Origin of the sequence: Breznakia sp. PF5-3 (genome assembly GCF_029504745.1) — a bacterium.
Classification (GTDB): domain Bacteria; phylum Bacillota_I; class Bacilli_A; order Erysipelotrichales; family Erysipelotrichaceae; genus Breznakia.
In genome coordinates this window covers 1-26,238 of the sequence record NZ_JAQFIQ010000033.1, presented here as the reverse complement: position 1 = coordinate 26,238, position 26,238 = coordinate 1, and the positions used below count along the sequence as shown (strand labels likewise).

The 26,238-nt window shown below is 32.8% G+C and carries 21 protein-coding genes; 6 read left to right on the top strand and 15 right to left on the bottom strand.

Going from position 1 to position 26,238, the window contains the following annotated elements; genetic code table 11:
* Positions 1-125: 125 nt before the first annotated feature.
* Positions 126-959: an HAD family hydrolase gene (locus M2475_RS08365; RefSeq protein ID WP_277490824.1), complete on the bottom strand. Its 834-nt coding sequence runs from the start codon at positions 957-959 to the stop codon at positions 126-128.
* A gap of 156 nt (positions 960-1,115) precedes the next feature.
* Positions 1,116-2,432, bottom strand: coding sequence for a class II D-tagatose-bisphosphate aldolase, non-catalytic subunit (locus M2475_RS08360; protein ID WP_277490823.1), 1,317 nt, complete (start codon positions 2,430-2,432; stop codon positions 1,116-1,118).
* Between the two features lie 258 nt (positions 2,433-2,690).
* Here M2475_RS08360 and M2475_RS08355 point away from each other — a divergent pair, with 258 nt between their 5' ends.
* From M2475_RS08355 to M2475_RS08340, 4 genes are all read left to right on the top strand, one after another.
* Entirely contained in the window at positions 2,691-3,410 is a 720-nt protein-coding gene (locus M2475_RS08355; RefSeq protein WP_277490822.1) for a MurR/RpiR family transcriptional regulator, read from the top strand.
* A gap of 144 nt (positions 3,411-3,554) precedes the next feature.
* A complete protein-coding gene (locus tag M2475_RS08350) occupies positions 3,555-5,093 on the top strand; it encodes a PTS transporter subunit EIIC (protein WP_277490820.1) in 1,539 nt (512 codons plus the stop codon).
* A gap of 1 nt (position 5,094) precedes the next feature.
* Positions 5,095-6,432 carry a 6-phospho-alpha-glucosidase gene (locus tag M2475_RS08345; protein ID WP_277490817.1) on the top strand — a complete coding sequence of 446 codons (1,338 nt, stop codon included), beginning with the start codon at positions 5,095-5,097 and terminating at the stop codon, positions 6,430-6,432.
* Positions 6,432-6,893: a PTS glucose transporter subunit IIA gene (locus M2475_RS08340; protein ID WP_277490815.1), complete on the top strand. Its 462-nt coding sequence runs from the start codon at positions 6,432-6,434 to the stop codon at positions 6,891-6,893. The genes M2475_RS08345 and M2475_RS08340 overlap by 1 nt, the downstream gene beginning before the upstream one ends.
* 122 nt (positions 6,894-7,015) lie before the next feature.
* On the opposite strand, the gene M2475_RS08335 is transcribed toward M2475_RS08340, so the two are convergent.
* From M2475_RS08335 to uvrA, 11 genes are all read right to left on the bottom strand, one after another.
* Entirely contained in the window at positions 7,016-7,930 is a 915-nt protein-coding gene (locus M2475_RS08335; RefSeq protein ID WP_277490814.1) for a GNAT family N-acetyltransferase, read from the bottom strand.
* Positions 7,927-8,205: a hypothetical protein gene (locus M2475_RS08330; protein WP_277490811.1), complete on the bottom strand. Its 279-nt coding sequence runs from the start codon at positions 8,203-8,205 to the stop codon at positions 7,927-7,929. The genes M2475_RS08335 and M2475_RS08330 overlap by 4 nt, the downstream gene beginning before the upstream one ends.
* Positions 8,206-8,235: 30 nt before the next feature.
* Positions 8,236-9,177 (bottom strand): DNA-binding protein WhiA, encoded by a 942-nt coding sequence (gene whiA, locus M2475_RS08325; RefSeq protein ID WP_277490808.1) that lies wholly within the window; start codon positions 9,175-9,177, stop codon positions 8,236-8,238.
* A gap of 5 nt (positions 9,178-9,182) precedes the next feature.
* Positions 9,183-10,124, bottom strand: a complete 942-nt coding sequence (gene yvcK / locus M2475_RS08320; RefSeq protein WP_277490807.1) for a uridine diphosphate-N-acetylglucosamine-binding protein YvcK — start codon at positions 10,122-10,124, stop codon at positions 9,183-9,185.
* On the bottom strand, positions 10,124-10,990 hold the full coding sequence (rapZ, locus tag M2475_RS08315) for an RNase adapter RapZ (protein WP_277490806.1): 867 nt from the start codon (positions 10,988-10,990) through the stop codon (positions 10,124-10,126). The genes yvcK and rapZ overlap by 1 nt, the downstream gene beginning before the upstream one ends.
* 200 nt (positions 10,991-11,190) lie before the next feature.
* Positions 11,191-16,389, bottom strand: coding sequence for a discoidin domain-containing protein (locus tag M2475_RS08310; RefSeq protein WP_277490804.1), 5,199 nt, complete (start codon positions 16,387-16,389; stop codon positions 11,191-11,193).
* A 297-nt stretch (positions 16,390-16,686) separates the two neighbouring features.
* Complete coding sequence (locus tag M2475_RS08305; protein WP_277490802.1) at positions 16,687-17,265, bottom strand: histidine phosphatase family protein; 579 nt, start codon at positions 17,263-17,265, stop codon at positions 16,687-16,689.
* A gap of 123 nt (positions 17,266-17,388) precedes the next feature.
* Positions 17,389-18,318, bottom strand: a complete 930-nt coding sequence (trxB, locus tag M2475_RS08300) for a thioredoxin-disulfide reductase (protein ID WP_277490801.1) — start codon at positions 18,316-18,318, stop codon at positions 17,389-17,391.
* Complete coding sequence (gene lgt / locus M2475_RS08295) at positions 18,297-19,778, bottom strand: prolipoprotein diacylglyceryl transferase (protein ID WP_277490798.1); 1,482 nt, start codon at positions 19,776-19,778, stop codon at positions 18,297-18,299. The genes trxB and lgt overlap by 22 nt, the downstream gene beginning before the upstream one ends.
* Positions 19,775-20,713: an HPr(Ser) kinase/phosphatase gene (hprK, locus tag M2475_RS08290; protein ID WP_277490797.1), complete on the bottom strand. Its 939-nt coding sequence runs from the start codon at positions 20,711-20,713 to the stop codon at positions 19,775-19,777. The genes lgt and hprK overlap by 4 nt, the downstream gene beginning before the upstream one ends.
* On the bottom strand, positions 20,710-23,538 hold the full coding sequence (uvrA, locus tag M2475_RS08285) for an excinuclease ABC subunit UvrA (protein ID WP_277490796.1): 2,829 nt from the start codon (positions 23,536-23,538) through the stop codon (positions 20,710-20,712). Before uvrA ends, hprK begins: the two co-directional genes overlap by 4 nt.
* Before the next feature lie 240 nt (positions 23,539-23,778).
* On the opposite strand from uvrA, the gene M2475_RS08280 reads away from it, so the two are divergent.
* Complete coding sequence (locus tag M2475_RS08280) at positions 23,779-24,648, top strand: PhzF family phenazine biosynthesis isomerase (RefSeq protein ID WP_277490793.1); 870 nt, start codon at positions 23,779-23,781, stop codon at positions 24,646-24,648.
* A gap of 26 nt (positions 24,649-24,674) precedes the next feature.
* Here M2475_RS08280 and M2475_RS08275 read toward each other — a convergent pair whose 3' ends face one another.
* Together M2475_RS08275 and M2475_RS08270 are read right to left on the bottom strand one after the other, a co-directional pair.
* Positions 24,675-25,166 carry a YbhB/YbcL family Raf kinase inhibitor-like protein gene (locus M2475_RS08275; RefSeq protein WP_277490791.1) on the bottom strand — a complete coding sequence of 164 codons (492 nt, stop codon included), beginning with the start codon at positions 25,164-25,166 and terminating at the stop codon, positions 24,675-24,677.
* A 4-nt stretch (positions 25,167-25,170) separates the two neighbouring features.
* Positions 25,171-25,608, bottom strand: coding sequence for a MarR family transcriptional regulator (locus tag M2475_RS08270; protein ID WP_277490790.1), 438 nt, complete (start codon positions 25,606-25,608; stop codon positions 25,171-25,173).
* Positions 25,609-25,732: 124 nt separating this feature from the next.
* On the opposite strand from M2475_RS08270, the gene M2475_RS08265 reads away from it, so the two are divergent.
* The gene (locus M2475_RS08265; RefSeq protein ID WP_277490789.1) at positions 25,733-26,125 is read left to right on the top strand and encodes a hypothetical protein; all 393 of its coding nucleotides are present in this window, start codon (positions 25,733-25,735) and stop codon (positions 26,123-26,125) included.
* The last annotated feature ends 113 nt before the right edge of the window (positions 26,126-26,238 follow it).

Below are 26,238 nucleotides of genomic sequence, written 5' to 3'. Positions count from 1 at the left end.
AAAAGCCTCTTTTAGAGGCCTTAGGAGAAAGGTTGTAACTGTCAGGTATTTAGTAGTCGAAGGACTACACAATAAAAGACCCTTACAGGGTCAGTGCATACCACTGATTATATCAGTGGTTATGATTACCAACCGTTTACTTTAAAAATATGTTCTTCAATAAAATGGGCAAACCCTTCATCATCGCAAGTTTTCTCTGTAATTACATCTGCTATAGCTTTTGTATCTTCTGATCCATTCAACAAGCAAACACCAAGTCCACTCGCTTCTAACATATCATTGTCATTACTCATATCTCCAAAGGCCATCACATTCTTAATATCAATATGTTCTTGTTTACAATATTCCAACATTGCATAGGCTTTTGAAACATTACGATTAGCAAATTCAAGCATTGTTGTTTGCGTTTTAAACGCTTTGTAGTATGGTGAAGGATGCTTCTTCACATAAGCTTCTACCTCTTCCATCCTATCTTCTGGTATACGAAACATCAATTTCGCATTTTCTGCTTTATAAAACTGACTCATATCATTTACTAAAACGATTTCTTTGCCAACTTTTTCAGCCGAATAGCGTACCATTTCATCCATTCTAGTACATAAAAATCTACCCCCATCCAAATACATATAAGGATTCAAATCAAAGGGTTTCATAAGTTCTAAAATTTCTTTAATCCATTCTTTTTTCAATAAATAATACGAATATAAACTATTATCATTGCGATTCCACAACTCACATCCATTCAATCCCAACAACATCGTTGTTTCCTTCTCTATGCCCCAACGCACAACCTGAGCATCGATTTCATCTAATGGTCTTCCTGATGCCAGGCCAAAATGAATACCGTGCTTATGAAGCTTACGAATAACCGCTTTGGTTTTTTTCTGCATATCATGGGTAAGTGGTGAAACCAATGTATTATCAATATCACAAATCACAAACTGCAAATTCTCTATCATAACTGCTTTACCTCCAAACACCTCTACAAAATAAGTACTTCTCATTATAGACTATACAGTAGCTGGACAGTCAAGCAGATTTTATTATATAACAAAATTAAAAAGACGATATTTGCATCTTTGCTAAGTACCGCCTTTTAATCACAACAATCGTTTTTAAAACAATTCCTTTTGTTTCGTTGCATACAAGTATTCATCAATTGTATTGATTACTCGATCACGAATCAAATCTTCTGGATTATTATCCAACAAGCCTTCTCTAACTTTTGTATATTGGATAGGCATAAATTGGCTCAATAAGTTTAATGGAATACCATCTTTTAGGTTTTCAACTAAAACACGAATGGAAGCTTCCACCTTATCATTTTGCATATAGTAACGCGAACGATCAGAGAAAGAATATTTTCTTTTAATACGAATTTCATTCTCACTTCCTGTATAGTATTTTTGCCATCTGCTTGGATCTTCTAACATTACTTCATCTAATACATTTATAAAATTACTAGTTTTCACATCTGTATTATAAAACAATTCCTCTTCAATATGTGCCAAAGCAAAAAGTGCTTCACGTACCATAAAAGTTAAGCCTGGTCCTACTTTTAGTATTCCTACACCATCTTCTACTAATTCTTTCAATTTCTCTTTGGTTTGATAGTCACTAGAATGTCCTTCAAAAATAAGATTTGGATATTCATCAATGGATGCCATTAAGTCTTTTGCTTTTTTACGATCATATTCTGTACACCCTGCATCTTTTTCTTCAATTCCCGGTTGTACTACAAACCCAATGACTTGTTGCCAAGCACTTTCTAATCCTGCTTCTTTGAATGCTTTTTCAAACACTGCTTCTGTTGCTTTAAAATCTTCTACTCTTGTTACTTGCATTCCTTCACCATCACCCTGTACACCACCGGGGATTGGTACTTCACTACCAACGATATAAATTGGTTGAACCGCATTTGGATTTTCTTTCAACAATTCTTTATATGCTGCTTCAGCAACACTTGCAAGATATACTCCACGTTTTGCAATCACTTCATCACTTAAACGCTCATTTGGATCATCATCTGCAACCTTCATACTCGTATCAATATGAATCTTAGTAAAACCTGCCATAACATAATGCGTAATTAAATCTTCTGCATTTTTCATTGCTTCTTTTTCATTTAGATGTGTCCAAGTCAACGGACCTAAATGATCACCACCTAAAAATAATTTACGTTCATCAAAATCATATTGTTTCGCAACGTCTAAGACAAAATTTCTAAAATCAATAGGTTTCATTCCCGTATAACCACCAAATTGATCACTTTGGTTGGCTGTACTTTCAATTAACACGCAAGAATTGTCTTGCTTCCCACGCTTAATAACTGCTTCTATTACATATTTATTAGCACTACACGCAGAATATATTCCAATTGGTTGATTCGCTTTTTGTTTTGCCACTAATTGCTTTAATGGATTTTCATTCATTCTAACATCCTCCTAATATATAAGTGCATTATAGCACCTTTAAAGTGAAACAACACTTCATTACAATAAATTACAATAAATTGGATAAAGATATTGCGCAAAAAGACAAACATATACAAATATACTTATTTTCATATATCTTTCTATTTCTACATTTTCAATTTACTGTATTCCTATTTGCTTTTTTGTGAGAATTTTAAAATGATATTTCCATTCTCTTCAAATCATGATTATAATAAGTAGAGAGCGAGGTTTTTTATGAATATCAATCAAACATCACTAACAGACACTGAAAACCTAATTATGAATACCTTGTGGAAATACATTGATTTAAAACAAAAAGTTAATATTTCCATAATTGCAGATGAATGCTTTGTATCAAAAGCAACCATTATTAAATTATGTAAAAAACTTGGTTACTCAGGTTATAGCGAAATGTTCTATATGTTATTAGCTTCTAAGAAAAATAGTTATTCATTAGAAATTAACGACTTAGGTCAACTCGCACTTGATTCAACCTATAATTTATACATTCAAATGATTAGTGAATTATTACGATATTATAAAAATGATAAGATATTAGTTGATTCCTTAGGTTTCTGTGATGCAGCAAGAGATTACATTATTCAAAAATTATTGGTATTTAATTTTAACGCAAACTTCTGTTATCACTTTGAAGCATTTAGTAATCCAAGTTTCCATTCTGGTTTATATATTGTTTTATCAGAATCTGGAGCACGTGGTGAAATCTTAGAGAAAATGACCAAAGCGAAAGAAAACGGTTTTAATATTATTGCGTTTACAACCGATAATAACTCACCGGTTGCAAAAATGGCACATACTTCCATTCAATTGAAAAGTAAACGGGTGGGAAAAGATCACTATGAACCGAATCTGTTTACAGCAAAAATACTAATATTTATTGAAATGGTATTAAGTACCTATTCAAAAAATTTCATAAACGGAGTAGAAGATTAAATGCTTCTGCTTTTTTAGTAAAAAAAGTCACAATCAGTTTACTTAGTTTACAAACCCTTAGAATCAATTGTATCTATTTTATGATTCTTTATAATGAACATATACAGATTGTCGACAGATGTATTATAAAAAAAGGAGAACATAATGAAAGAAAAATTTTTAGAACTGATGAATAAATTTTCTAGAGCAATGACACAACCTGTTATGTATTTAGCAGTTATGGGTACCGCAATTGCTTTAGCAACGATCTTACAATTAGATTTTATGCCTGAACCAATTGCTTTTGTTGGGAGTCTAATTAAATCAATGATGGATGCAATGCTAAACAACTTATCATTTGTATTCTGTGTGGGATTGAGTGTTACATTAGCAAAAACTAAAAAAGTAGATGCTGCACTTATTTCAATTATTATATATTTAATGTTTTTATCAGTAAACAACACTTGGCTAACTTCACAAGGTATGTTAGCAGAGCCGGGGACAATGGGATTGTTTGGAACTGGACAAGGAATTGTATTAGGGTTTCAAGTAACAGATATGGGAGTCTTTTTAGGAATGATTCTTGGATGTATCAATGCTTATGTATTTAACCGTTTTGGTAATCGTGAATTTAGTGATATGTTTCGCATTTATGGAGGATCAAGATTTGCTTTTATTATCATGATTCCAGTTATTTTAATATTAGCAATTGTCATTTCTTATGTGTGGCCTTATGTAAATGATGCAATTACAGTAACTACACAATTTATGAAAGATGCTGGCCCACTAGGGGTCTTTGCTTATGCTTTCGGTAACCGTTTCTTAATACCTACAGGACTTCATCATATGCTTTGGATGCCATTTGCATTCACTGGTTTTGGTGGAACTGCAGAAATTGCCGGAAACATCTATCAAGGTGCTGCTAATATCTTCTATGCAGAAATGGCTAACCCTAGTGCAGTAACAGTAATTGATGAGTCCATTCGTTTTGCTACCTTTGGTTTTGCGAAAGCATTTGGAGTAATTGGTATTGCTCTTGCATTTATTCGTACTGCAAAACCAGAAAACAGAAAAACTACAATTAGTATGTTATTACCATCTGTGTTTGTCGCAGCAGTTGCTGGTATCACAGAGCCATTTGACTTTATGTTCATTTTCATCTCACCATTCTTATGGTTTGTTCATAGTTTATTAACTGGATTATTTGAAATGTTATTATGGATACTAGGCTCTCGCACCTTTATGATTTATGGATTATTGGATATGTTTATTTCCAATTTACCATTAGATCCTTCCATTACTAAAATTTACATCTTTTTAATTGTTGGAGTCATTGCCATCTTTGTTTGGTATTTTATATTTACATTCCTGATCAAACGTTTTGATATCAAAACTCCAGGAAGAGAATTAATCACAGAAAATGGAGTGATTTCTGATGCTTCTAAAACTCCCACTTCATGGGATAAAGACATTGATATTATTGTTGAAGGAATAGGTGGAGCAGAAAACATTAAATCTATTGAAAACTGTTTCACTAGACTACGTATTGAAACAAATGATATTTCAATCATTGATGAAGAAAAGATTAAACAATCAAATTGTAAAGGCGTCGTTTTAAAAGGGAATGTTGTGCAAGTTATTATTGGGATGAATGTACAAGATGTAAGTGATGAAATGAAACGTAAGTTAGGAAAAGAGGTTTAATATGAAAAAATATTCAATATGTATTGTTGGTGGAGCAAGTCGTTACACACCTGATATGTTAACTATGCTATGTAATCAAAAAGAAAGGTTTCCATTACGCAAAATTGTTTTATATGATAACGAGGAAGAACGTCAAGCGTTAATGGGGAAATATACAGAAATATTATTTAAAGACTACTATCCAGAAGTGGAGGAAATTGTATATACAACTGATGCTAAAGAGGCTTTTAGCGATATTGACTTTGCACTTATGCAAATTCGTGCTGGACGTTTAGAAATGCGTGAATCAGATGAAAAGATCGCCTTAAAACATGGCTGTCTTGGACAAGAAACATGTGGCCCTGGGGGATTCGCTTATGGAATGAGAAGTGTTCCTGCGGTTGTTGAAATTATTAAAGACATTCGCAAATATTCCCCAGACTCTTGGATCTTAAACTATTCAAATCCTGCTGCTATTGTCGCAGAAGCAACAAAACGCATTTTTAAAGATGATCATAAAATTATCAACATTTGTGATATGCCAATTGCTATTATGGATATGTATGCTAATGTATTAGGTAAAACTAGAAAAGATTTTGAACCACGTTATTTTGGATTAAATCACTTTGGTTGGTTTACACATATCTATGATACCAAAACAGGGCATGACTATTTACCTGAATTGAGAGAACGTTTGAAACAACCATTTGAATTTAAAACTGAAGCATTGTTTGAAGAACCATCATGGAAATCAACTTTTCAGTTCTTAAGTCAAATGATTAGTGATTACGATGAATATTTACCAAACACTTATCTTCAATACTATTTATATCCAAATAAAATGTATAAAAAATCAAATCCTGAATATACTCGTGCAAATGAAGTTATGGATGGAAATGAAAAGGATACATATGCTTACTTAGAAAAAGTGGTAGAACTTGGTCATGTCAAAGGTACAGAATATGATATAGATCCAGACGCTGGTTGTCATGCTGAATATATTGTGGACTTAGCAACAGCATTGGCCAACAACACAAAAGAAATTTTCCTAATTATTACTGAAAACAAAGGTTCTATTGAAAATCTTGACCGTAATATGATGGTTGAAATTCCTTGCCGTGTAGGAACCCATGGAGTAGAACCATTAACCATTGGTGAGGTTCCAACTTTCTATAAAGGAATGATGGAAAATCAATATGCATATGAAAAACTAACTGTTGATGCCTATATGGAAGGTAGTTATCAAAAAGCAATGAAAGCACTTGTACTAAACCGTACGGTTGTTAACACTAATGTTGCAAGAGCACTTTTAGATGATTATATTGTTGCCAACAAAGAATACTGGCCAGAGCTAAAATAATGGGATTCTTTACAAAGAAAAAATTCACTTTTACTTCTCCTGTAAAGGGGAAACTCATTCCTTTAGAGGAAGTAAAGGATGAAGTGTTTGCCAGTGGTATGATGGGCAGTGGATTTGCAATCAACCCCGAAGAAGGCGAAATATATGCCCCTTATGATGCAACGATAAAAGCAGTCTTTCCAACCAACCATGCTTATGGACTAGTTAACAATACTCTAGAAACTTTAATTCACATTGGAATTGACACAGTTAATTTGAATGGAACAGGGTTTTCATCGTATGTGAATCAAGGAAATTCCATTCAACAAAACAACAAACTCGGATCATTTGATATTGATTATATTGTAAGTAAAGGATTAAATCCTGTAGTCATTATTATATTTCCGAATAAAGAAAAAGTTAAAATTAACAAATTGCATACAAATGTTGATAAAAATCAAATTATTGAAATCGAATTTTAATCAATGCCCCTTATGTATAATTCAATAAGGGGCATTATGATATAACTAACTCATATTATTTAATAAAAGGATTAAAAACATTCAACCTATGTTCCACCATCGCATTGGTTGAATACACACACTTAGTTCTTTTCGTTAATTAAGACTGGTCTTTTTAATACTTGAAATGCATCTTGTACATTTTTAATCTTTGTATCATATAACTTTTCAAACAAAGGATAATGATTTATTCTCGCCATAACACAAGAACTTGTTCTTGGTACTGCCTTCTTAAATACTTTTTCTATTTTTTCATTATTTGATACTTCTAAACTAATGTATGGCATAAACTTAATCGCATATTTTAATAATTTCATTAGTGTAATGGAATCTAAATAAATGATTTCTTTTACTTCCACTAAATCATCTTTTTCGTAATAAACACAATATCCTTGTACTTCACCTTGATGATTGCGATACATTGCAACATTTCCACCATTTTGTTGAATTGTTTCTACATACTTTTTATAATAGGCTTCATCCCGCAAATAATAACAATCAAATCGAGTTGCAAATTCTTTATACAACCTTGTCATTGCTTTAATGTCAATATTTGAAGTAACACCTTCTAAATTATTTACTTTAATATCTTGAATTGCAATACTAAATTTCTTACGATAAGATACGGTTTCAAATCCATATTTTTTATATAACTTTGGATTATATGCTTCGATAAAAGTAATTAAATAGTTTTGATTACAAATATCTAGAGCATAATGCATGAGTTCATCCATAAACCCACGTAATCGATAATCAATATGCGTTGATATACCAAACAGATAAGAACAAAGTAATACTTTATCATGAAACTGTAAGACATGTTCCTTTAACTGCATACAAGATATAATTTTATCATCTTCGCGAATCAAGAGACTTTTTCCTTCATTATATAAATTATGAAAATAATAAGTTAAAAACTCTTTTTCTTTCGCTGGATGGGTTGCAACACATAAATCTAAAATCGCATCCTTGTCCTTTTCCACTCCATACTCTATCATAATTCATCCTCTTCTTTTTCACTATATTCAACATCAATCACATCTGAATCAATACGATGATCTTGTTTATTCTCATCTGCATTCTCTCTAAAGAAATCATTATCAAAATCTTGCTGAACATCTTTCATGAACCGTTTATACTTAACTCTTGTATAAATACTAAAAATTGCGATGATGATTAAGATAATAACAAGTAACCAAATCAATGCTGGCAACAACGCAATAAAAAGAATTACTCCTAATATTGCAATTAAAATCGCTCTCAAATCTCTCATCAAAAATCTACCTCTCTTCTATTTATCATATCACACTTCATGCTTATACTGGAGTGCTAGGTCTCTTATTTTATTCAAACGATGACGAATACCCGACTTCGATATTTGTTCATTGTAGCGAGCTTCATAAGCTACACACAATTCATTTAGATTTGCCTCTGGATTCTCCTTACGAACAATTGCCACTTCATATAAATTCTTAGGTAAACTTTCCAACCCAACAAAATTATCAATGCGATCAATATCTTCTAACTGTTTTTGAGCTGCCTTTAAAGTTTTCATCTCATTTGCCAGTTCACAATTATCAAGACGTGTTAATGAATTCATAAAATCTCTTTGAATTCGCGTATCCTCAAAAGAAAACAATGCACTACTAGCTCCAACACATTTCAAAAAATCACTAATTTTATCACTTGCTTTAATATATACAACCTCTTGATTACGACGTTTGATATGCTTTGCCATCAAATAAAACTTATTCATTTGCTTCATGATATACTTAGCCAAATTTTTATTTGAACATGCTATCTCCAAATGATAATTACTCTTTACTGGTGAATTCACACTACCACTGGCAAGAAATGCCCCTGAAAGATATGCACGAATACAACAATCTTTCTTCACAATACGACTACTTGGATGATCATTTAAGCCATGCTCACCAATAATTTCCAAATCCTTTAAAATATCCATAGCTTTATTCTTTATCTTAATTACATAAATATTATTCTTCTTTAATTTCATCTTCTTAATAATCGATAACTGAATTTCAACTTGATATAATTCTTTAACAATTTGATAAATATGCTTCGCTGTGGATACATTTTCACTTTGACAAGTAATATGCATCCCTTCATTGGTAAAGTTCAAGGATGCACTGATTTGTAGAAAAGCACTCAATTGCGCCTTCTTACAACACTCGCTCAATTCATTCATACAAATTTCTTTCTTCACATCACTGGTGAATGACATTGGCCTCACTCCTTTACTTCTAACAATTCTTCAAATGCACTTTTTACTTTCTCACTATCATGACGAATCAAGTCATCATCAAATTTAAGCAAATCCTTTTTCACAAGTTTATAAGCATGTTCCTTATCTGCAATCCAGATTGGATAACTATCCTCTTTACGATAATTTTCTAATACTTCACTATATAAAATATTATTATGTGTAACAACAACATCAATAATACCCTTATAAGAATGCTTTTCAATTGCTGTCACATGATCTTCTAATGTAAAGTGATCCGTTTCCCCTGGCTGGCTCATAACATTACAAAAATAAATCTTTTTAGATTTACTCTTCTTAAGTGCTTGGTTGATTTCTGGAATAATAATATTCGGCATTATACTCGTATACAAACTTCCAATTCCAAAAATAATATAATCGGCAGATTCTATTGCTGATATCGCTCTACGCGTTGCATATACTCGCTCTTGGTAATATACCTTTTCAATACGATTATGAAACTTAGGAATATTACTTTCCCCTTTTACCTTTGTTCCATCTTCCATAACGGCAATCAAGTTCACAATTTGTGTAGTTGAAGGAATAATCTCTCCCTTCACACGCAAAACCCGTGAAAATGTCTGAATTGCTTCAAGAAAATTACCACTTATCTGCGTCAATGCAGTCAGTAAAAGATTCCCAAGATTATGACCTGCTACATCCCCACTTCCTTCAAAACGATAATCCATCAAAGATGATAGTAACGTTTCACTTTCCGCTAAAGCAACCATAACATTACGAATATCCCCCATTGCAGGCATCCGATAATTTTCCCTTAAACGTCCTGTGCTTCCGCCATCATCTGCTACGGTAACAATCGTACTCAGCTTTATATCTGGAATATTCTTTAAACCACGAAGAATAACCGATTGCCCTGTACCTCCACCGATAACAACTACCTTTTTCATCAGTCCACCTTCTTATCACGATGTCCTTTATGACATTGATACTTATTACGATAGTTATCAAATAAATAATTCGTAAGTGCAACACTTCGATGCTGCCCTCCAGTACAACCAATTCCAACACTCAGATGGTTTTTACCTTCTTTTTTATATTGTTTAAATGAATAATCCAAAAACGTAAGCAACCTTTTTAAGTAAGCTTTCGTTTCTTTACTTTCCATAACATAATCATAAACTTCTTTATCATCCCCTGTAAGAGAGCGCATACTCTCAATCCAATATGGGTTAGGTAAAAACCTCACATCAAACATCAAATCCGCATCTAAGGGAACACCATGCTTATAACCAAAAGAAACAAACGATATAGCAAACCCTTCTTTTGAATCAATTGCTAACTTTGATTCAATCAATTCACGAAGTGCTTTTAAAGTAAGCTTAGTAGTATCAATATGAATTACTTTGCGATAACTTAATTCATTAAACAAATCACGCTCTGCTTCAATCGCTTCTTCCAAGGTATTTGCTTTACCAGACAATACAAAAGGATGTGATCTTCGTGTAAATTTATAACGTAATAACAATTTCTCATTACTTGCATCTAAATATAACACTTTCACATTCATTTCACGACCTTCAAAATAAGATAAAAATTTCTGATAGTCTTGCGCTGAAGTCGCTAACGCAAGATTTTGGTAACGGTCCTCTGCTTGTTGATTTGTAATAATTTTACCTAGTTCTCCAATTAACTGTACAGGAAACTGATCGATACAGTGATATCCCATATCTTCTAAAATGGCAATTGCACTTGTTTTTCCTGCCCCTGACATTCCTGTGACAAGAATTACATTTTGCTTTTTTGTTTTGTGCATAAACCTCACCTCTTATCTTGGGATTATTATACCATATAATGTCACAAAAATATCAAAGTTACTATCAACACACACATTCACAAAAAAGAATGCTTTTTCCACAATATTATTTTCATTATTATGTTCACAATTCCTAGAATAGTAAAAAAGATAAAATCGGAAATATCCGATTTCATCTTTTTACTTATCACTATAAAATATCAATGATACATTTTTTTATATGATTTTCTAATAACAATACCAAGTGACATTAATAATAATGACATATATATTGCAGTATTACTATTATCCCCTGTTGATGGTTTTGGTCCATTCACCACAGTTGATATTGCATAATCTGAAAGATGTGTTGTATGGAAACCAATATATTCTTTTTCTACTTTAGAATCATAACGAATGATATCCTTATTTTCATCAATATGTACAATTCTTAATGGTTTACCATTCATTTTATCATCTGTTTTAATCTCAACCTTCACAGGACGATCAAAGATATATTTTTCACCGTTTCTTTGTAGTTCTATATCGTAAGCAGCTAGTATTTCATTCCCCTTCAAGTAATCTTTATCTTTTATATCTTTTAAGAATGCTTTTAGGTTTTGATAACGCTTCACAATTAATTTAACATCATCATGTAAATATCCTGAGACTTTTACTTTTCCATCTTCACTTACTAAAGTTCTATATGTAAGACCTTCTGATGGATGTATTTCTACTAATCCATTCATTGCCTTAACAAGACTTTGTAACGCATCATCTAATGCTTCTTGTGTTGTGGCATTTGCTAAAACATCTTTTGCATTTGTTATTTCCTTTTGTAAATTCGCAACACTTTCAGATGTATAATTGCTCAAATCCATATTTTCTGCTTGATCAATCATTTTTTTCAATTCTGAAGTATCCAACTCTTTTGTTTTCTCTACAAGATTATTTACTGCTGCATTCAAATTAGATACTGATGTATTAATTTCTTCTTGTGTTGTGGCATTCGCTACAACATCTTTTGCTGATTTAATAGCATCCTTCAAAGCATCTGTAGATTCCTTCGTATATAGATTTAAATCAATTGCTTCTGCATTTTTGATAGCATCTTCTAATGCTTTCGTATCCAATACAATTGGCTTTTCAACTAATTTTGATTCGGCATCTGTAAATACATCCCATAGTTGATTAACTGTATTCTTTTCAATATCTAAAATTAGTTTCGATTCAACTAATGCATCATATGCATCTTTATAAGCTTGATAACTATCTTCTGTATATTTATTTTTATCCTTTACTTTGATAGCATCTACAGAATCTCTAAAACTATTATAATCCGCTAGTTCATCTAATGAACAAGATATATTAATCTCTACTGCAGCTGCATGTGTTGTTTCTTTTCCATAAGAAGATACAGCCTTAATACGCATTGCAGTACTTGTCACCTTTTCATCAAGTTCAATCGTTTGAAGTCCACCATCTGCTAGTTGACCACTCTTAATATCAATCCACTTATCTGATTCATCTTTTATTTGAATAATGTAATCTTTTACATTTCCATTTGTATTCGCACCTCTTCCTGTATAAAGAACCTTATCAAATGTTTCTTCTTTTCCAAAATCAATAGCAATCCAATGATCACGAGGTTCTGGATATGGTGCAGCCCAATTCGTATGCCATAGCGTTCCTGTATCCCCATCAATTGCCAATCCTGCTGGACCTTCAACTGCAGGTTTTTTCGCATACTCTGAACTTGCTGTAGCTGTCCATTCAGAGCGATCTGCTATAACATTACCTGATAATAATAGATCTTCTTTTATTTTTATTGCTTCATCATAACCAACACTTCGATTACGGAACATTACATTTCCTACATATCCAACAAATTCATCACTACCTAATGTAATTTTAGAACCTGTTTGTGCTTCTAATGTAACATCTGGAAGGTATAAAGATTTTCTCAATTCACCATCAACATAAATTTTACACAATCCATTTCGTTCTTTTGAAACAACAACTGTATGTAGATTATCATCTGCAACCAATCCTAATACCTTAGTAGTTGTTGAAGTCGGCACATACTCTGCACTACCTCTTAATCCATGTTCTAACTCTACAACTTCAGTAACCGTATCTTTAGAATCGAATGTATTACCAGCAATGGTTGTATATATATATCCATCTGAATTAATTCCAACTTCAAAATCTTTTTGCTTATAAATTTGAGTGTTTTTACTTCCACTTTTCATAATGAAAGACAACGAAAAGTCACCTTTTCCATCAAATGTATTTTTATCTTTCAATTCATAAACATCACCATCTAATAATGGCATTGGAATATTTGAGCGCTCCAACTTAGCCTCTGTCATTTCTTCTGTATTTTTTAATGTATCCTTATTTTTCAAAGAAGCGACTACATTTTCTTCATATATGTTAACCGTTTCTAAAGATGCTTTTTCATTACCAGCAATATCTTGATATTTTAAATCCACATTCACATCATCACTCAATTGCTCTTCGCTAACAATATTCACTGTTTTATAATCAGCTAATAATTTTATTGACTTCACTGTCGCATTTGATAATGTAATATCCATATCATCCGAAATACGTTCATTAAAGATTACCTGAATCGTTTTATCATCAATATTTTTAATTGATTCTATCTCTGGCTTATCTGTATCTTTTTTTCCATACTGATATACAACCAATTCATATGGTTCTAAACTAATTTCTACTTTATCACCATAAGAAATAGTTTTATTGTCCATTGCATTTTTATATGGATATACTTGTACTTGTTGTAATTCATTTACTGTCTTTGGAACTCCTGCGACATCATCATATGTAAAAGAGTATGTCTTCTTTGCATTTGTAGGATTTCTAAAGTATACAATTCCTTCATTTCCATCCCAAGCTGAATATCCATAAATTCCTGCTTTTGTTTTTGGTGCATTACCAAACAATTTAGCTTTTGCTAGAATATTTTGATTTTCCTCTGCAAAATCTAATACTTCAGCAGTAACTTTCCATTTTGCATCATCTAACATACTTGGTGAAAAATACAATTCCCAAAAAGCTGTTCCACGAACTGCATTTCCTACTAAATATTCTCTAAACTCATCCGTAGTCATACTTACATTTGCCGACTTTCCATAAATTGGTTCATGATTATATACATTCTTTAGTGGGAATTGGAATTGTCCATCCACCCCATTAACAAAATAAACATTATCTCTTCCCGATATCATTTTAGCTGATTGACTTCCCCCATTGGAAGCATCACTAGCTAAATCACCAGCATTTTGTTGCCAAATTGTATTTACCCACTGTAAGTGCCATGGAGAAGGGTTTACATAACATGTTGCATTTATAAACAAGCCTTTTCCTTCTGCTGCTCTTTGTGAACGCATAGCTTCAAAGACTTTAATCCAATTTTCCCACAACTCACTAGTATAATACATATTGTTATCGCCACCAGACATATGATCATTATCTGTTTCATCGTTTGGTCTAGAAGCAAATCCATCTAATTTCCAATAATCAATATCAAAGCGTGATTGATAATCAACAAACAAATTTTTCAAATGTCCTAAATATACTTTTGATCCTGCATCAACTACTTTTCCTAATGCACCTTTATGATGTACATATGCAGTTCCTTTACTTTCAAGATATTGAGAGAATGTATTATACAATTCATATCCACCTTGAGGACCTAACCAAAGTCCAAACGTTGAATTGAATTTATGTGCCATTTCCATAGAAGGATATAATTCATTTGGAAACTTATCATTAAATTCCCAAAATCCTGTACGATTATAACTATTTCCTGAACGTTCAACATCAATTTTTGTAAAAGTAGGATCATTGTAATTATTCCATCCATCATCTACAACATATGAATCTAATGGCTCCACACCATTTTCAGAAAGTCCTTTTTCAGATGCATAAAAAATTCGTTGAATACTTTCATCTGTAATACCCATTCTATTTTCATACCATGAATTATATTGCTTTCTAAAATTTGTTTCTGTAGCAATGGTATCAATATAAGCAAAGAAATCTGTTTGCACAACATTCATATCAGTTCCTTCTGCTGCTCCTACAACATTAGGCCAACTTACAAAGCGATTGTTGTTAAGTGATCCTTCTTCCTCAAATTGTGCAATACTTTTTCCTGAATAATAACGTACTTCCATTACATCATCCACAACATTTGTATCAGTAGCAGGAAATTCACTTCCAAAGAAGAGTCCTGTTGCATATATTGGCTGTCCTAATTGCATCTCATGCGCTAAGAAATTATATTGTCCATCAGCGACCTTAAAACTATCTGGTCTACTCCAAACATCTTCAGCTGTAGTATTTAAAACAAAATGATCCAAAGCTAAATAATCAATTCTTGCCTTTTCTTTATCATCTGCACCAATTTCCACAAATGTTCTCATAAAGTAATCATCATTTTTCATCACTACATGATATGATAAATCCCATGTTATTGATTTATACATATATGGTTTAAAGTCAACAATAATCTCTTTTCCATTATCAATATTGTTTTCTTTAATTTCTTTAACTTCTAAATCTGATGAACGAATAAACTCATCTTCTCGCTCTGCTTTCACATACTTATCTTCGTACAAACGTATTTCTGCTCCACAAAACGATTGGTTTGTAGAAAGCGCTCCACTCAACATCATAATTCTTACATATTGTGCTGTTTGTGGACTATCAAAATTTGCATACACTAAATCAGCTGTGTTATATTTACCATCTTCTAAATGGAGATTATAAGCTTCTTTTGTGAACTCTCCTGTTCCAGCTGCTGTCCATGTATTTCCATCCGTACTAGTTTCAAGTGAAAACTTTCCTATCGTTCCATTTATACCCCATGCAGAATTTGCATTTCCCATTCTTTTTTGAAATGAAAAAGACTGAAATGTTTTGACTTCATTTAAATTGACTGTAATAGCATAAGGAAATTTACCACCTTTTGCATATTCTACTTCTGTAGTGTCATTTCCATCAAACAATTTTGCTGCATCTATTGGATCTACACCATCGGCTTGAGAAAGCGTTCCACTCCAATTATCACGTTCCAGCTCTTTAACTGGCAGTGTATCTTTCACCTCGCTTTTTTCACCTAATACGCGTATCACAAAATCATCTGATCCTGTATCTGGTTCAAGTTTTTTACCGATTCGTTTATTATTAATATATTCTGTTATCAACTTATTATTTTCAATACCAAATCTTCTACTTAATGATTCATTCCCTATTTCTACATACGAACTTGTTTTAGTAACCTCTACATCTCCCGTTTCTGCAGATGATACTAGCACTTGTGTCTCAGGTAAAAAAGAAAAGAAATAAGCAATCACAAGCAAATAAACAATACTCTTCTTTAATTTCATATTTTTCTCCTTACTTTTTAAACTACAAATTCATAATCTACTTTTCTAATAATTGCACTACAGCTATAAAAGTTACCATTACATCTAAGAAATATCTATAAGAGTAGTCTTTTTAGTTGTTATTACCTCTCCTTTCATAAGCTGATATACAATATTTATATTTTTAATCTTCCCAATTACAATTATAAATACTCACATGAAAAAGTATTTATAAAAAAAAGTATAGATTTTGCACTTTTTAAAGCGCTTTCACTACTATATAAATTAAAAAACTTTGTACATAGCAGTACAAAGCCTTTAAATTTCACTAAAATTATGATTAATAATCTCTAATAATTTAAAACTATTATCTTCAAAAGCAAACTTTAAAATACAACAGTTTTCAATCTTTTCCTTTTGCCCCACATCACTTGTATGTTCCCATTTTTTCATAAACTGCCTACAAGATGCTCCATGTGATATGACTAAAACATGTTCATGATCTTCTTCTTGCATAATCTTCATAAGTGTATCTGACACACGATTTCTAACTTGACTTTCACCTTCTCCACCAAAGGCAATAAAGAAGTCCCCATATGGCCTTGGTGGCATCAGATCATCCATCTCACCTTCAAACACACCAAAACCCCACTCTTTTAATCCTTTTACTCTCGTATATGGCATATCTGTAACAATTTCTAAAGTATCACTGGCTCTCTCTGCCGTTGATGCGTATGCATGAGTGAACGTAATATTTTGTTTCTTAAAGTATGCTTTCGCAATAAGAGCCTGTTTCATTCCTACCTCTGTTAATGGAGAATCACATTGTCCTTGAATCTTTTTTCTTACATTGAATACCGTTTGACCATGTCTCATTAAATATAATGTCCGCTTCATAATCATCCCCCTCTCTATTTTTATTGATACAAAGCGACTATCTTTTATTTTATTATTATACTACATTATACTCATAAAAAAACTGGATATCACGCTAAGCGTTTGATATCCAGTTCTATATTACTATAAACTTTTTATTTGCTTAATAACACTTTGGGCAGCAATTGCACCATCATTTGTAGCTGTTACTACTTGACGAAGATTTTTAGCTGTTACATCTCCTGCACCATAAATTCCAGCAATGGATGTTTCCATATTTTCGTTCACAATCATATATCCTTTTTCATCTGTAATCCCCACACCTTTTAGAAATCCTGTTGTAGGAACTGCACCAATATAAGGAAAGACTGCACTTACTGCCAAGTCTGTTTCATTTCCATCTTTTGATTTCAATTTAACACCTGTAACCTTCATCCCATCATCGACAATTTCACTTACCAAACGTTCACGAATTACTTCAATTTTAGAATTGTTTATAATCTTATCAACTACGATTTGATCCGCGCGAAATACATCACGACGGATAATAATATATACTTTAGAAGCAAATTCAGCTAAGTAAAGAGCTTCTTCTAAAGCGGCATTACCGCCCCCAATCACTGCAATATCTTTATCTTTGAAAAAGGCTCCATCACAAACCGCGCAGAAAGAAACACCACGACCGATATTTTCTTTTTCACCTTTTACATTCAGCAATTGTTCTTGGGTACCAGTGGCAACAATCACTGCCTTAGCAGCATATACATTACCATCATCACAGATAACCCGATGGTAGTCACCATCCTCTTTTGATTTCTCAATCCTTACCACATTACCAAACATATATTCAGCTCCGAAGCTTGTAGAATGGATAAACATTTTATTTGCCAATTCAAAACCATTCATTGAATTAACACCTGGCCAGTTTTCAATTTTATCTGTTTTGGTTAACTTTCCTCCTGGGGCACCAGCTTCCAACATAATTGTTTTCAAGCCAGCACGCGAAGCATAAATAGCAGCGCTCATTCCAGCAGGACCTGCACCAATAATTATTAAATCACTAATTCGCTCCATTCTTGATCCTCCTTCAAGATACTTATTATCTCTTCTAAATCATAAACGATTCGACATGGTTTTGTCTCTTTTAATGACCGTTCTCTTTTTGGATCACTCACAAAAGCAATACTAAATGCACCAAGATTTTTAGCTGATTTCACATCTACTTCACTATCTCCTACATAGATAAGTTCATCATGTGGCACTTTCAATAGTTCACATGCTTTCAACAAGCCTTCAGGATCTGGTTTTGGATGTTCCACTTCATCTCCACCGATAACAACATCAAAATAAGAATCTATTCCACTGATTTCTAACCCTAATGAAACAAGTGATTTAAATTTATTTGACACTACTGCAATTTCATAACCATGTTCTTTTAAATACGTTAATAATTCTTTCGCATGTGGCATTGCCTTTACATAATCATTATGATGAGAATGATTATATTCACGATAAGTTTCTACCACTTCATCAACCATTTCATCTGCAAAATACTTTTCGAAGGTTGCCCTTAATGGAGGACCCATAAAACTACACAACTCTTCTTCACCTAATTCATATTCAGGTTTATATTTTTGAAAGGTAAATCGAAAACTATCCATAATTAATTTTTGGGTATCAATCAAGGTTCCATCTGCATCAAACAAAACCACTGGTTTCTCAATTTTAAATGGATAAAACTTCTTAAACAATTTGTTATATACACCAAAAATACCCAAAAGACCAACAATAACAAACACAATGGATGTCATCTGTGCAACTTTTAAACCACCTGCCATCAAAGCATCAGTTCTGAAGATTTCAATGAAAAAGCGTACAACTCCATACCATACAACATACGCATAGACCAAATCCCCACGTTTCTTACGTCCATATTTTTTATATAAGAACGTAATTACAATAAAGCCAATTAGATTTCCAACTCCCTCATATAAGAACATCGGTTGCCGATACGCACCATCAATATACATCTGATCTTTAATAAAAGAAGGAAAGTTTTGAAAATACTTTTCACTTACAATACGACCATACGCTTCTTGGTTCATGAAGTTTCCCCAACGTCCAATCGCTTGCGCTAACAAAACATTGGGCATGATACAATCACCTATTCGTAAGAGGTTAACCCCTCGATTACGAAAATAGAAATAGGAAAACACAATCCCAGTAATCAAACCTCCATGAATCGCTAGTCCACCTTCCCAAATATAGAAAATGGATACTAGATTACTACTATAACTTGACCATTCAAAAATAACATACCAAATACGCGCACCAAGAATTACCAAAGGCATCATCATAAAAAAGTAATCTTCTAAAAGTTCTTTCCCATAACCAATTTTCTTCGCATTTCTCAATGACAGATAATATGCAAGAATAGCTCCAGCTAAAATCAAAAGTGCATACCATGCAATATTTAAAGTAAAATCACCTATTTCAATTCTTAAAAATGTTTTTAAATCTGGAAAAAAACTCATTCTTCGTCTCCTTTTTGTTGATCGATAAATGCCAATACTCGATTTTCAAAATCCTTTGCACTATCATAACCCTCTTCTTTTAAGACGATATTGGTAACTGCACTTTCAATAATGGTAGCCATACTTCTACCACCTCGTAATGGTAAGATAATTTTAGGAATATTCACCCCTAAAATCGCTTCATACTTTGTATCCTCAATTCCTACACGATCATACTCCGTATTATTATCCCACGCTTTCAATTCAATAACAAAATCAATATGTTTAAATGGCAAAGTTGAACTTGTACCATACAATTTACGAATATTCACAATCCCAATTCCACGTAATTCAATAAACCCTTCTAATAATTTTGGTGGGTGTCCAATAATTTCATTATGAATCAAATAACAATCCACCAAATCATCACTAATTAATTGATGACCACGGCGTATTAAATCCAAGGCTACTTCACTTTTACCCATTCCACTTTCACCGCGAATAAAAACCCCTTTTCCATAAATACTCAATAAAACTCCATGCAAAGAATCAATTTTTGCCAATTTTTCATCAAGGTAAGAAACAATACTAATAACCAATCTAGACGTTTGCATTTTTGAGCGAAGAATTGGAAAATTCTTACGATATGCAATTTCAGCCAAAATTGCTGGACACTCATGATTCTTTGAAATAATCAAAAGTGGTGTTTCTTCCCCTGTGATAAATTCAAAACTTCGATGCTGATGCTCTTCACTCATCGTCTTTATATATTCGATTTCTTTATCCCCCAAAACAACAATTCGCTTAGGTTGTGAATAATCAAAAAATCCTGCTAATTCCAATCCCGCTCGATTGGTATCTGCAACTTTAATGACTCGCTTTAAAGATTCTTTATTTCCATGAACGACTTCAAAATCAAAATGTTCGACAAATTCTTTTACACATAGAGTACTCATGAGCGATCCTCCTCTAATACTTTTTTCAGATATTGACCTGTATAAGATGCTTTTATTTCACTAATTTCTTCAGGTGTTCCACATCCCATAATCGTTCCACCTTCATCTCCACCTTCTGGTCCAATATCAATAATATAATCAGCACTTTTAATTACATCCAAATTATGCTCAATTACCACAACTGTATCACCATTATCAACAATACGTTTTAATACACTCAGTAATGTTTTCACATCACTGCTGTGCAATCCTGTTGTTGGCTCATCTAAGACAAACAGCGTTTTACCTGTTGCCTTTCGTTGTAGTTCACTAGCAAGCTTTACACGCTGTGCTTCCCCACCACTTAAGGTCGTTGCACTTTGTCCAAGCTTTATATATCCTAATCCCACATCATATAAAGTTTGTAATTTATGTTTAATCTTATGAACGTTTTTAAAGAATTCAATACTTTCTTCCACACTCATATCTAACACATCATAAATATTTTTACCTTTATAAGTTACTTGTAATGTTTCTTCATTATAACGTTTTCCACCACACTCTTCACAAGGTACATATACATCTGGTAAGAAATGCATCGAAATCCTTAAGATTCCATCCCCTTGACAAGCTTCACAACGTCCTCCCTTTACATTAAAAGAGAATCTACCTTTTTCATACCCTCTAATCTTAGCTTCAGGAGTCTTAGAAAATAAATCCCGAATATCATCAAAAACACTTGTATAAGTTGCAGGATTACTTCTTGGTGTTCTACCAATTGGATCTTGCGAAATATTAATAATCTTATCAATGTTTTTAACACCTTTAATTTGTTTATATTTTCCTGGCTTTACACGTACTCTACCAAGTGAATGAGCAATTCCTTTTGATAATATTTCATTTACCAAACTACTCTTACCACTACCACTTACACCAGTAACAACGCTAAGTGTACCAAGCGGGAACTTCACATCCACATCTTTTAAATTATTTTCACTACCTTTGACAATTTGAATACTTTTACCATTACCCTTTTTGCGTTCTTTAGGAATTTCAATCTTTGATCGACCACTCAAATAATTCGCCGTTACACTATCCGTATTATCAATGATTTCTTCCAGTGTTCCATGGGCGACAACTTCTCCGCCATGAATTCCTGCTCCAGGGCCAATATCAACAATATAATCACTTTGACGCATTGTTTCTTCATCATGTTCAACAACTACCAAAGTATTTCCTAAATCTCGCATTTTCTTAAGTGAATCAATCAGACGATCATTATCTCTTTGATGTAACCCAATGCTTGGTTCATCAAGAACATATAAAACACCAGTCAGATGCGATCCAATCTGTGTTGCCAAACGAATACGCTGTGCTTCTCCACCACTTAAAGTTCCTGCTAAGCGATCCAATGTTAAATAGTTTAATCCTACATCATTTAAGAACACCAAACGATTTTCAATTTCTTTTAAAATCATATTCGCAATCGCTTTTTCCTGCGTAGTAAGCTTTAAATCCTTCATAAACTGAATCGCTTGCTTAATACTCATCTGTGTCCATTCATAAATATTTAAACCACCCACGCGGACACTAAGGGCAATTTCATTTAATCTACGACCACCACAATCCGGACATGTATCTTCCATCATAAACGATGCATACCACTCTCTAGAGAAAGAAGAAGTCGTTTCCATAAAACGTCTTTCAATCAATGTTACAACACCTTCAATAAATTCTGTTTTGCTCGTCACATTTCCTGACTTTGAATACATTTTATATGAAATTGGTTCTTTACTACCATACAAAACAACATCCATTTCCTTCTTTGTGAATTTCTTAAGTGGTTTATCCAAATCAATTTTATAATGATCGCACAACGCCTTAAAACGCTGCCACTCTAAATTATCTTTACGAAGAATATTTTTATAATATACTATACCACCTTGCATAATTGAAAGATTACGATCAGGTATTAAAATATCCAAATCTACACGTTGTGTAATCCCCAACCCTTTACAAGTATCACAAGCTCCAAAAGGTGCATTAAAAGAGAATAAACGCGGTTCTAATTTAGGTACATTAAAGCCACAATACTTACACGAATAATTTGAAGAAAACAACAACTCTTTATCACCAAACGTAACGACAGCTAATCCATCACCAAGTTTTAATGCCGTCTCTAAAGAATCATGAATCCTACCACGATCATTTCCCTTTACAATACGATCGACAACCACGTGAATATCATGACGCTTATTTTTTTCTAATGCTTCTACTTCTTCAATCAGTTTTACTTCACCATCAATACGAGCACGGACATATCCTTCCTTCAAAAGCTTTTCCAACAAGTCTTTATGTGTACCCTTCTTGTTATGAACAACAGGTGCTAAAATTTGAATACGTGTTTTATCCTCCAACTCCATCACTTGATCAACCATTTGTTTAATTGTTTGAGATGTAATTGGCTCATTATGATTTGGACAATATGGTACTCCAACCCTTGCATACAACAACCGTAAATAATCATAGATTTCCGTAGCCGTTCCTACAGTTGATCTTGGATTGTTACTAGTTGTTTTTTGGTCAATAGAAATCGATGGAGACAATCCTTCAATACTATCTACATCTGGTTTTTCACTATTTCCTAAAAACTGCCGTGCATACGCACTTAAAGACTCCACATAACGACGTTGACCCTCTGCATAAATTGTGTCAAACGCAAGTGAAGTTTTTCCTGAACCTGATACTCCAGTCATAATTACAAACTTATTTCTAGGTATATCAAGACTAATATCTTTTAAGTTATTCTCTCTGGCCCCTTTAATGGAGATTATTTCGTTTTTCATTTGCTCACCTTACCTGCCTATTATTATATCATTTTTTTATTCAAAAATACTGCCAACTAGAAGTTAATTTTATCATCCTAATAATGAAAAAATAGAGATGCTTCTCTATTCCCTATATTATTCCAGTTGTATTATTAATATTAACATTTTTTCACAATCTTTCAAATCCTTTTGCCTAGTTTTAAATTAAAAATATATGATAGAATACTCTTATATCAAAAAAAGAGATGAGGAAATATTATGAAACAGGTTAACGTTTACCAAATAGATGCTTTCACCACTATTCCAGGACAGGGAAATCCTGCTGGAGTAATTCCAGATGGTGATCAATACAGTGATGAAGAGATGCAAAAAATCGCTCATGATATAGGCTTCAATGAATGCGTTTTTATATGCAAATCAAAACAAGCGGACATTTACTTACGCTATTTTACACCTGGTTATGAAACCCCATTATGTGGACATGCAACCATGGCAGCAATCTTCTATTTAGCTCAAGCTTTCCAAAAAGACCATGTATTCAAGATTGAAACAAAAGCAGGCCTATTAGATATCAATTATAAACACAAAACAAAAGCGATAGAAATGCAACATGCCAAACCAAAAACAATACTTTTTGATGGAAACAAAGAACAATTATGTGCGAGTTTACACATATCCACAAATGACTTATGTGACCTCCCCATCGTTTATGGAAATACTGGATCATGGACTTTGTTAGTCCCTGTAAAAAGTGAAGCTATATTGGATAAAATGAAAGCTGATAATGAACAATTCCCTTCCCTTTTAAATGCGATACCAAAAAGTTCTGTTCACCCATTTTCAATAACCGATAAAGACAAATACATTTTTCATGCAAGACATTTTTCTTCTCCCTTTTCAAAAACAAAAGAAGATTCTGTAACCGGTACCGCATCTGGAGTAATGGGCGTATATGCACTAGATTATATCTATTCTGATATTGATGAATTGTTTCTTAATATATATCAAGGAAAACAAGTGAATAAAGAAGGTAATGTGAAAGTTTCTGCAATTCGAAACCCAAATGGACATGATATCAAAATTTATGGTACTGCCATCTTCAACATGGTTTTGCAGACTACAATTTAAATTAATAAAACCAGCAAATGCTGGTTCTATTTTTTATTCTGATAATAACCCTCAAGATATCCTGTTTGAAGAACATACGGTTTTATTATCTCTAAAAATTCTTTCTTTTTCACTTCCGCCTTTAAATCTAACATCCTATCTAATACATATACATGAAATCCATAACGATGCGCTTTCTTTAAAAACCTAGGTGGTTTAGGTCCAGCATAGCGATATTTTCCATAAGCAAGTCCTTGTATAGCACCTTCAAGTTCCTTAACTTGCTTTCCATGAGTAATATTTTCTGGTACTACCTTTTGTGCTGGAATATTCCAAATCAACCAATGATTATAATCACGATTGACAAGCATACTAATTGGATGATCTAAATCATCCATAATAATAGCAATTGATATTGCCTTTTCATCAAGGTTATCTAGAATAAGTTCAGGTGATATATCCTTTCCCCAGCCTGTATATTGAATTGGAATTTCTCCCTTATGAACAAAAGCTGTACTAGTAACTTTTAAATTTTGCATTTCTTTACTCACCAACCTTTAAATTCTTCTTCATTTTTTCAAATACTTGCATCACTATAAGTAATTCATCTTCACTTATATCAACAAAGACTTCATTAAGATAGGCATTCCCCATATCTTTATTCTGTTTAAAAAAAGATTTTGCTTTATCGGTTGGATTCACACAAAGAGCACGACTATCCAATACTGATTTTGTAACATCCAAATATCCTGTCGCTGATAAACTGGTAACTAACTTTTTAGCACTTTGTCTTGTGATACTCATCATCTTAGCCAATTCATTTATCGTACAATCCTTACTATTCCTTCTAAACAACAAAAGCAGCAACATCCATTGCTTCAAAGTTAGATCATCTGCTAACTTATCTCCCTCAACCTGCATTTTATTCGCCAACAAAAAGATATTCATAAAAATCCTTTGTCTTGCTCTTTCTTGATCCATACAACACCTCCAAAAATATGCACCTTGTGCCTATTATATGCAGAGAGTTGCATATTTGTCAACTGGTTCATCTCGCATAGCACACAAGAAAATGATATAATTAAAAATGTTTGGAGGGTATAAAATGCAATTTAATATATTATTTGGATATTTTTATCCAGATAGTGGATACACAACAAGTATTGAATCAAGTATGGGAACTTTAAAAATGATTGCCTTGTTGTTATTCGCTATATACTGTATAAGAACTATGTATTGTGCTATGAAAGAAGAACCTAGTAAAGGAATGATATTTGGTATACTAGCAATAATTATATTTATAATATTCATCATCTTAGATATTTCTTCCTTGATTACACAAAAGGACATCAATGGTATCGAACTTATAGGAAGTAAAGAAGTTGGGGACACTCAATCACGTTTGTTTTTTGACAGTGCTCTTGCCATCATTACACTATTAATTATTCGATACAACAAAAAAAGAAATCCTAAATCTGTAAATAATGAAAATCAATAAAAAAGAGAACTGCTATACTGATGTGAACCCATAAAGTTGGACACGTTATTATTTAAGCGCTTAAACTTGAGGATTGTTCTCTGTATGCTACAGGGGATAATCCTTTTAGTTTG

Excerpts from the sequence above, each read along its gene's own strand:
- M2475_RS08365 (WP_277490824.1), bottom strand. The coding sequence starts at position 959 with ATGATAGAGAATTTGCAGTTTGTGATTTGTGATATTGATAATACATTG.
- M2475_RS08360 (WP_277490823.1), bottom strand. The coding sequence starts at position 2,432 with ATGAATGAAAATCCATTAAAGCAATTAGTGGCAAAACAAAAAGCGAAT.
- M2475_RS08355 (WP_277490822.1), top strand. The coding sequence starts at position 2,691 with ATGAATATCAATCAAACATCACTAACAGACACTGAAAACCTAATTATG.
- M2475_RS08350 (WP_277490820.1), top strand. The coding sequence starts at position 3,555 with ATGAAAGAAAAATTTTTAGAACTGATGAATAAATTTTCTAGAGCAATG.
- M2475_RS08345 (WP_277490817.1), top strand. The coding sequence starts at position 5,095 with ATGAAAAAATATTCAATATGTATTGTTGGTGGAGCAAGTCGTTACACA.
- M2475_RS08340 (WP_277490815.1), top strand. The coding sequence starts at position 6,432 with ATGGGATTCTTTACAAAGAAAAAATTCACTTTTACTTCTCCTGTAAAG.
- M2475_RS08335 (WP_277490814.1), bottom strand. The coding sequence starts at position 7,930 with ATGATAGAGTATGGAGTGGAAAAGGACAAGGATGCGATTTTAGATTTA.
- M2475_RS08330 (WP_277490811.1), bottom strand. The coding sequence starts at position 8,205 with ATGAGAGATTTGAGAGCGATTTTAATTGCAATATTAGGAGTAATTCTT.
- whiA (WP_277490808.1), bottom strand. The coding sequence starts at position 9,177 with ATGTCATTCACCAGTGATGTGAAGAAAGAAATTTGTATGAATGAATTG.
- yvcK (WP_277490807.1), bottom strand. The coding sequence starts at position 10,124 with ATGAAAAAGGTAGTTGTTATCGGTGGAGGTACAGGGCAATCGGTTATT.
- rapZ (WP_277490806.1), bottom strand. The coding sequence starts at position 10,990 with ATGCACAAAACAAAAAAGCAAAATGTAATTCTTGTCACAGGAATGTCA.
- M2475_RS08310 (WP_277490804.1), bottom strand. The coding sequence starts at position 16,389 with ATGAAATTAAAGAAGAGTATTGTTTATTTGCTTGTGATTGCTTATTTC.
- M2475_RS08305 (WP_277490802.1), bottom strand. The coding sequence starts at position 17,265 with ATGAAGCGGACATTATATTTAATGAGACATGGTCAAACGGTATTCAAT.
- trxB (WP_277490801.1), bottom strand. The coding sequence starts at position 18,318 with ATGGAGCGAATTAGTGATTTAATAATTATTGGTGCAGGTCCTGCTGGA.
- lgt (WP_277490798.1), bottom strand. The coding sequence starts at position 19,778 with ATGAGTTTTTTTCCAGATTTAAAAACATTTTTAAGAATTGAAATAGGT.
- hprK (WP_277490797.1), bottom strand. The coding sequence starts at position 20,713 with ATGAGTACTCTATGTGTAAAAGAATTTGTCGAACATTTTGATTTTGAA.
- uvrA (WP_277490796.1), bottom strand. The coding sequence starts at position 23,538 with ATGAAAAACGAAATAATCTCCATTAAAGGGGCCAGAGAGAATAACTTA.
- M2475_RS08280 (WP_277490793.1), top strand. The coding sequence starts at position 23,779 with ATGAAACAGGTTAACGTTTACCAAATAGATGCTTTCACCACTATTCCA.
- M2475_RS08275 (WP_277490791.1), bottom strand. The coding sequence starts at position 25,166 with ATGCAAAATTTAAAAGTTACTAGTACAGCTTTTGTTCATAAGGGAGAA.
- M2475_RS08270 (WP_277490790.1), bottom strand. The coding sequence starts at position 25,608 with ATGGATCAAGAAAGAGCAAGACAAAGGATTTTTATGAATATCTTTTTG.
- M2475_RS08265 (WP_277490789.1), top strand. The coding sequence starts at position 25,733 with ATGCAATTTAATATATTATTTGGATATTTTTATCCAGATAGTGGATAC.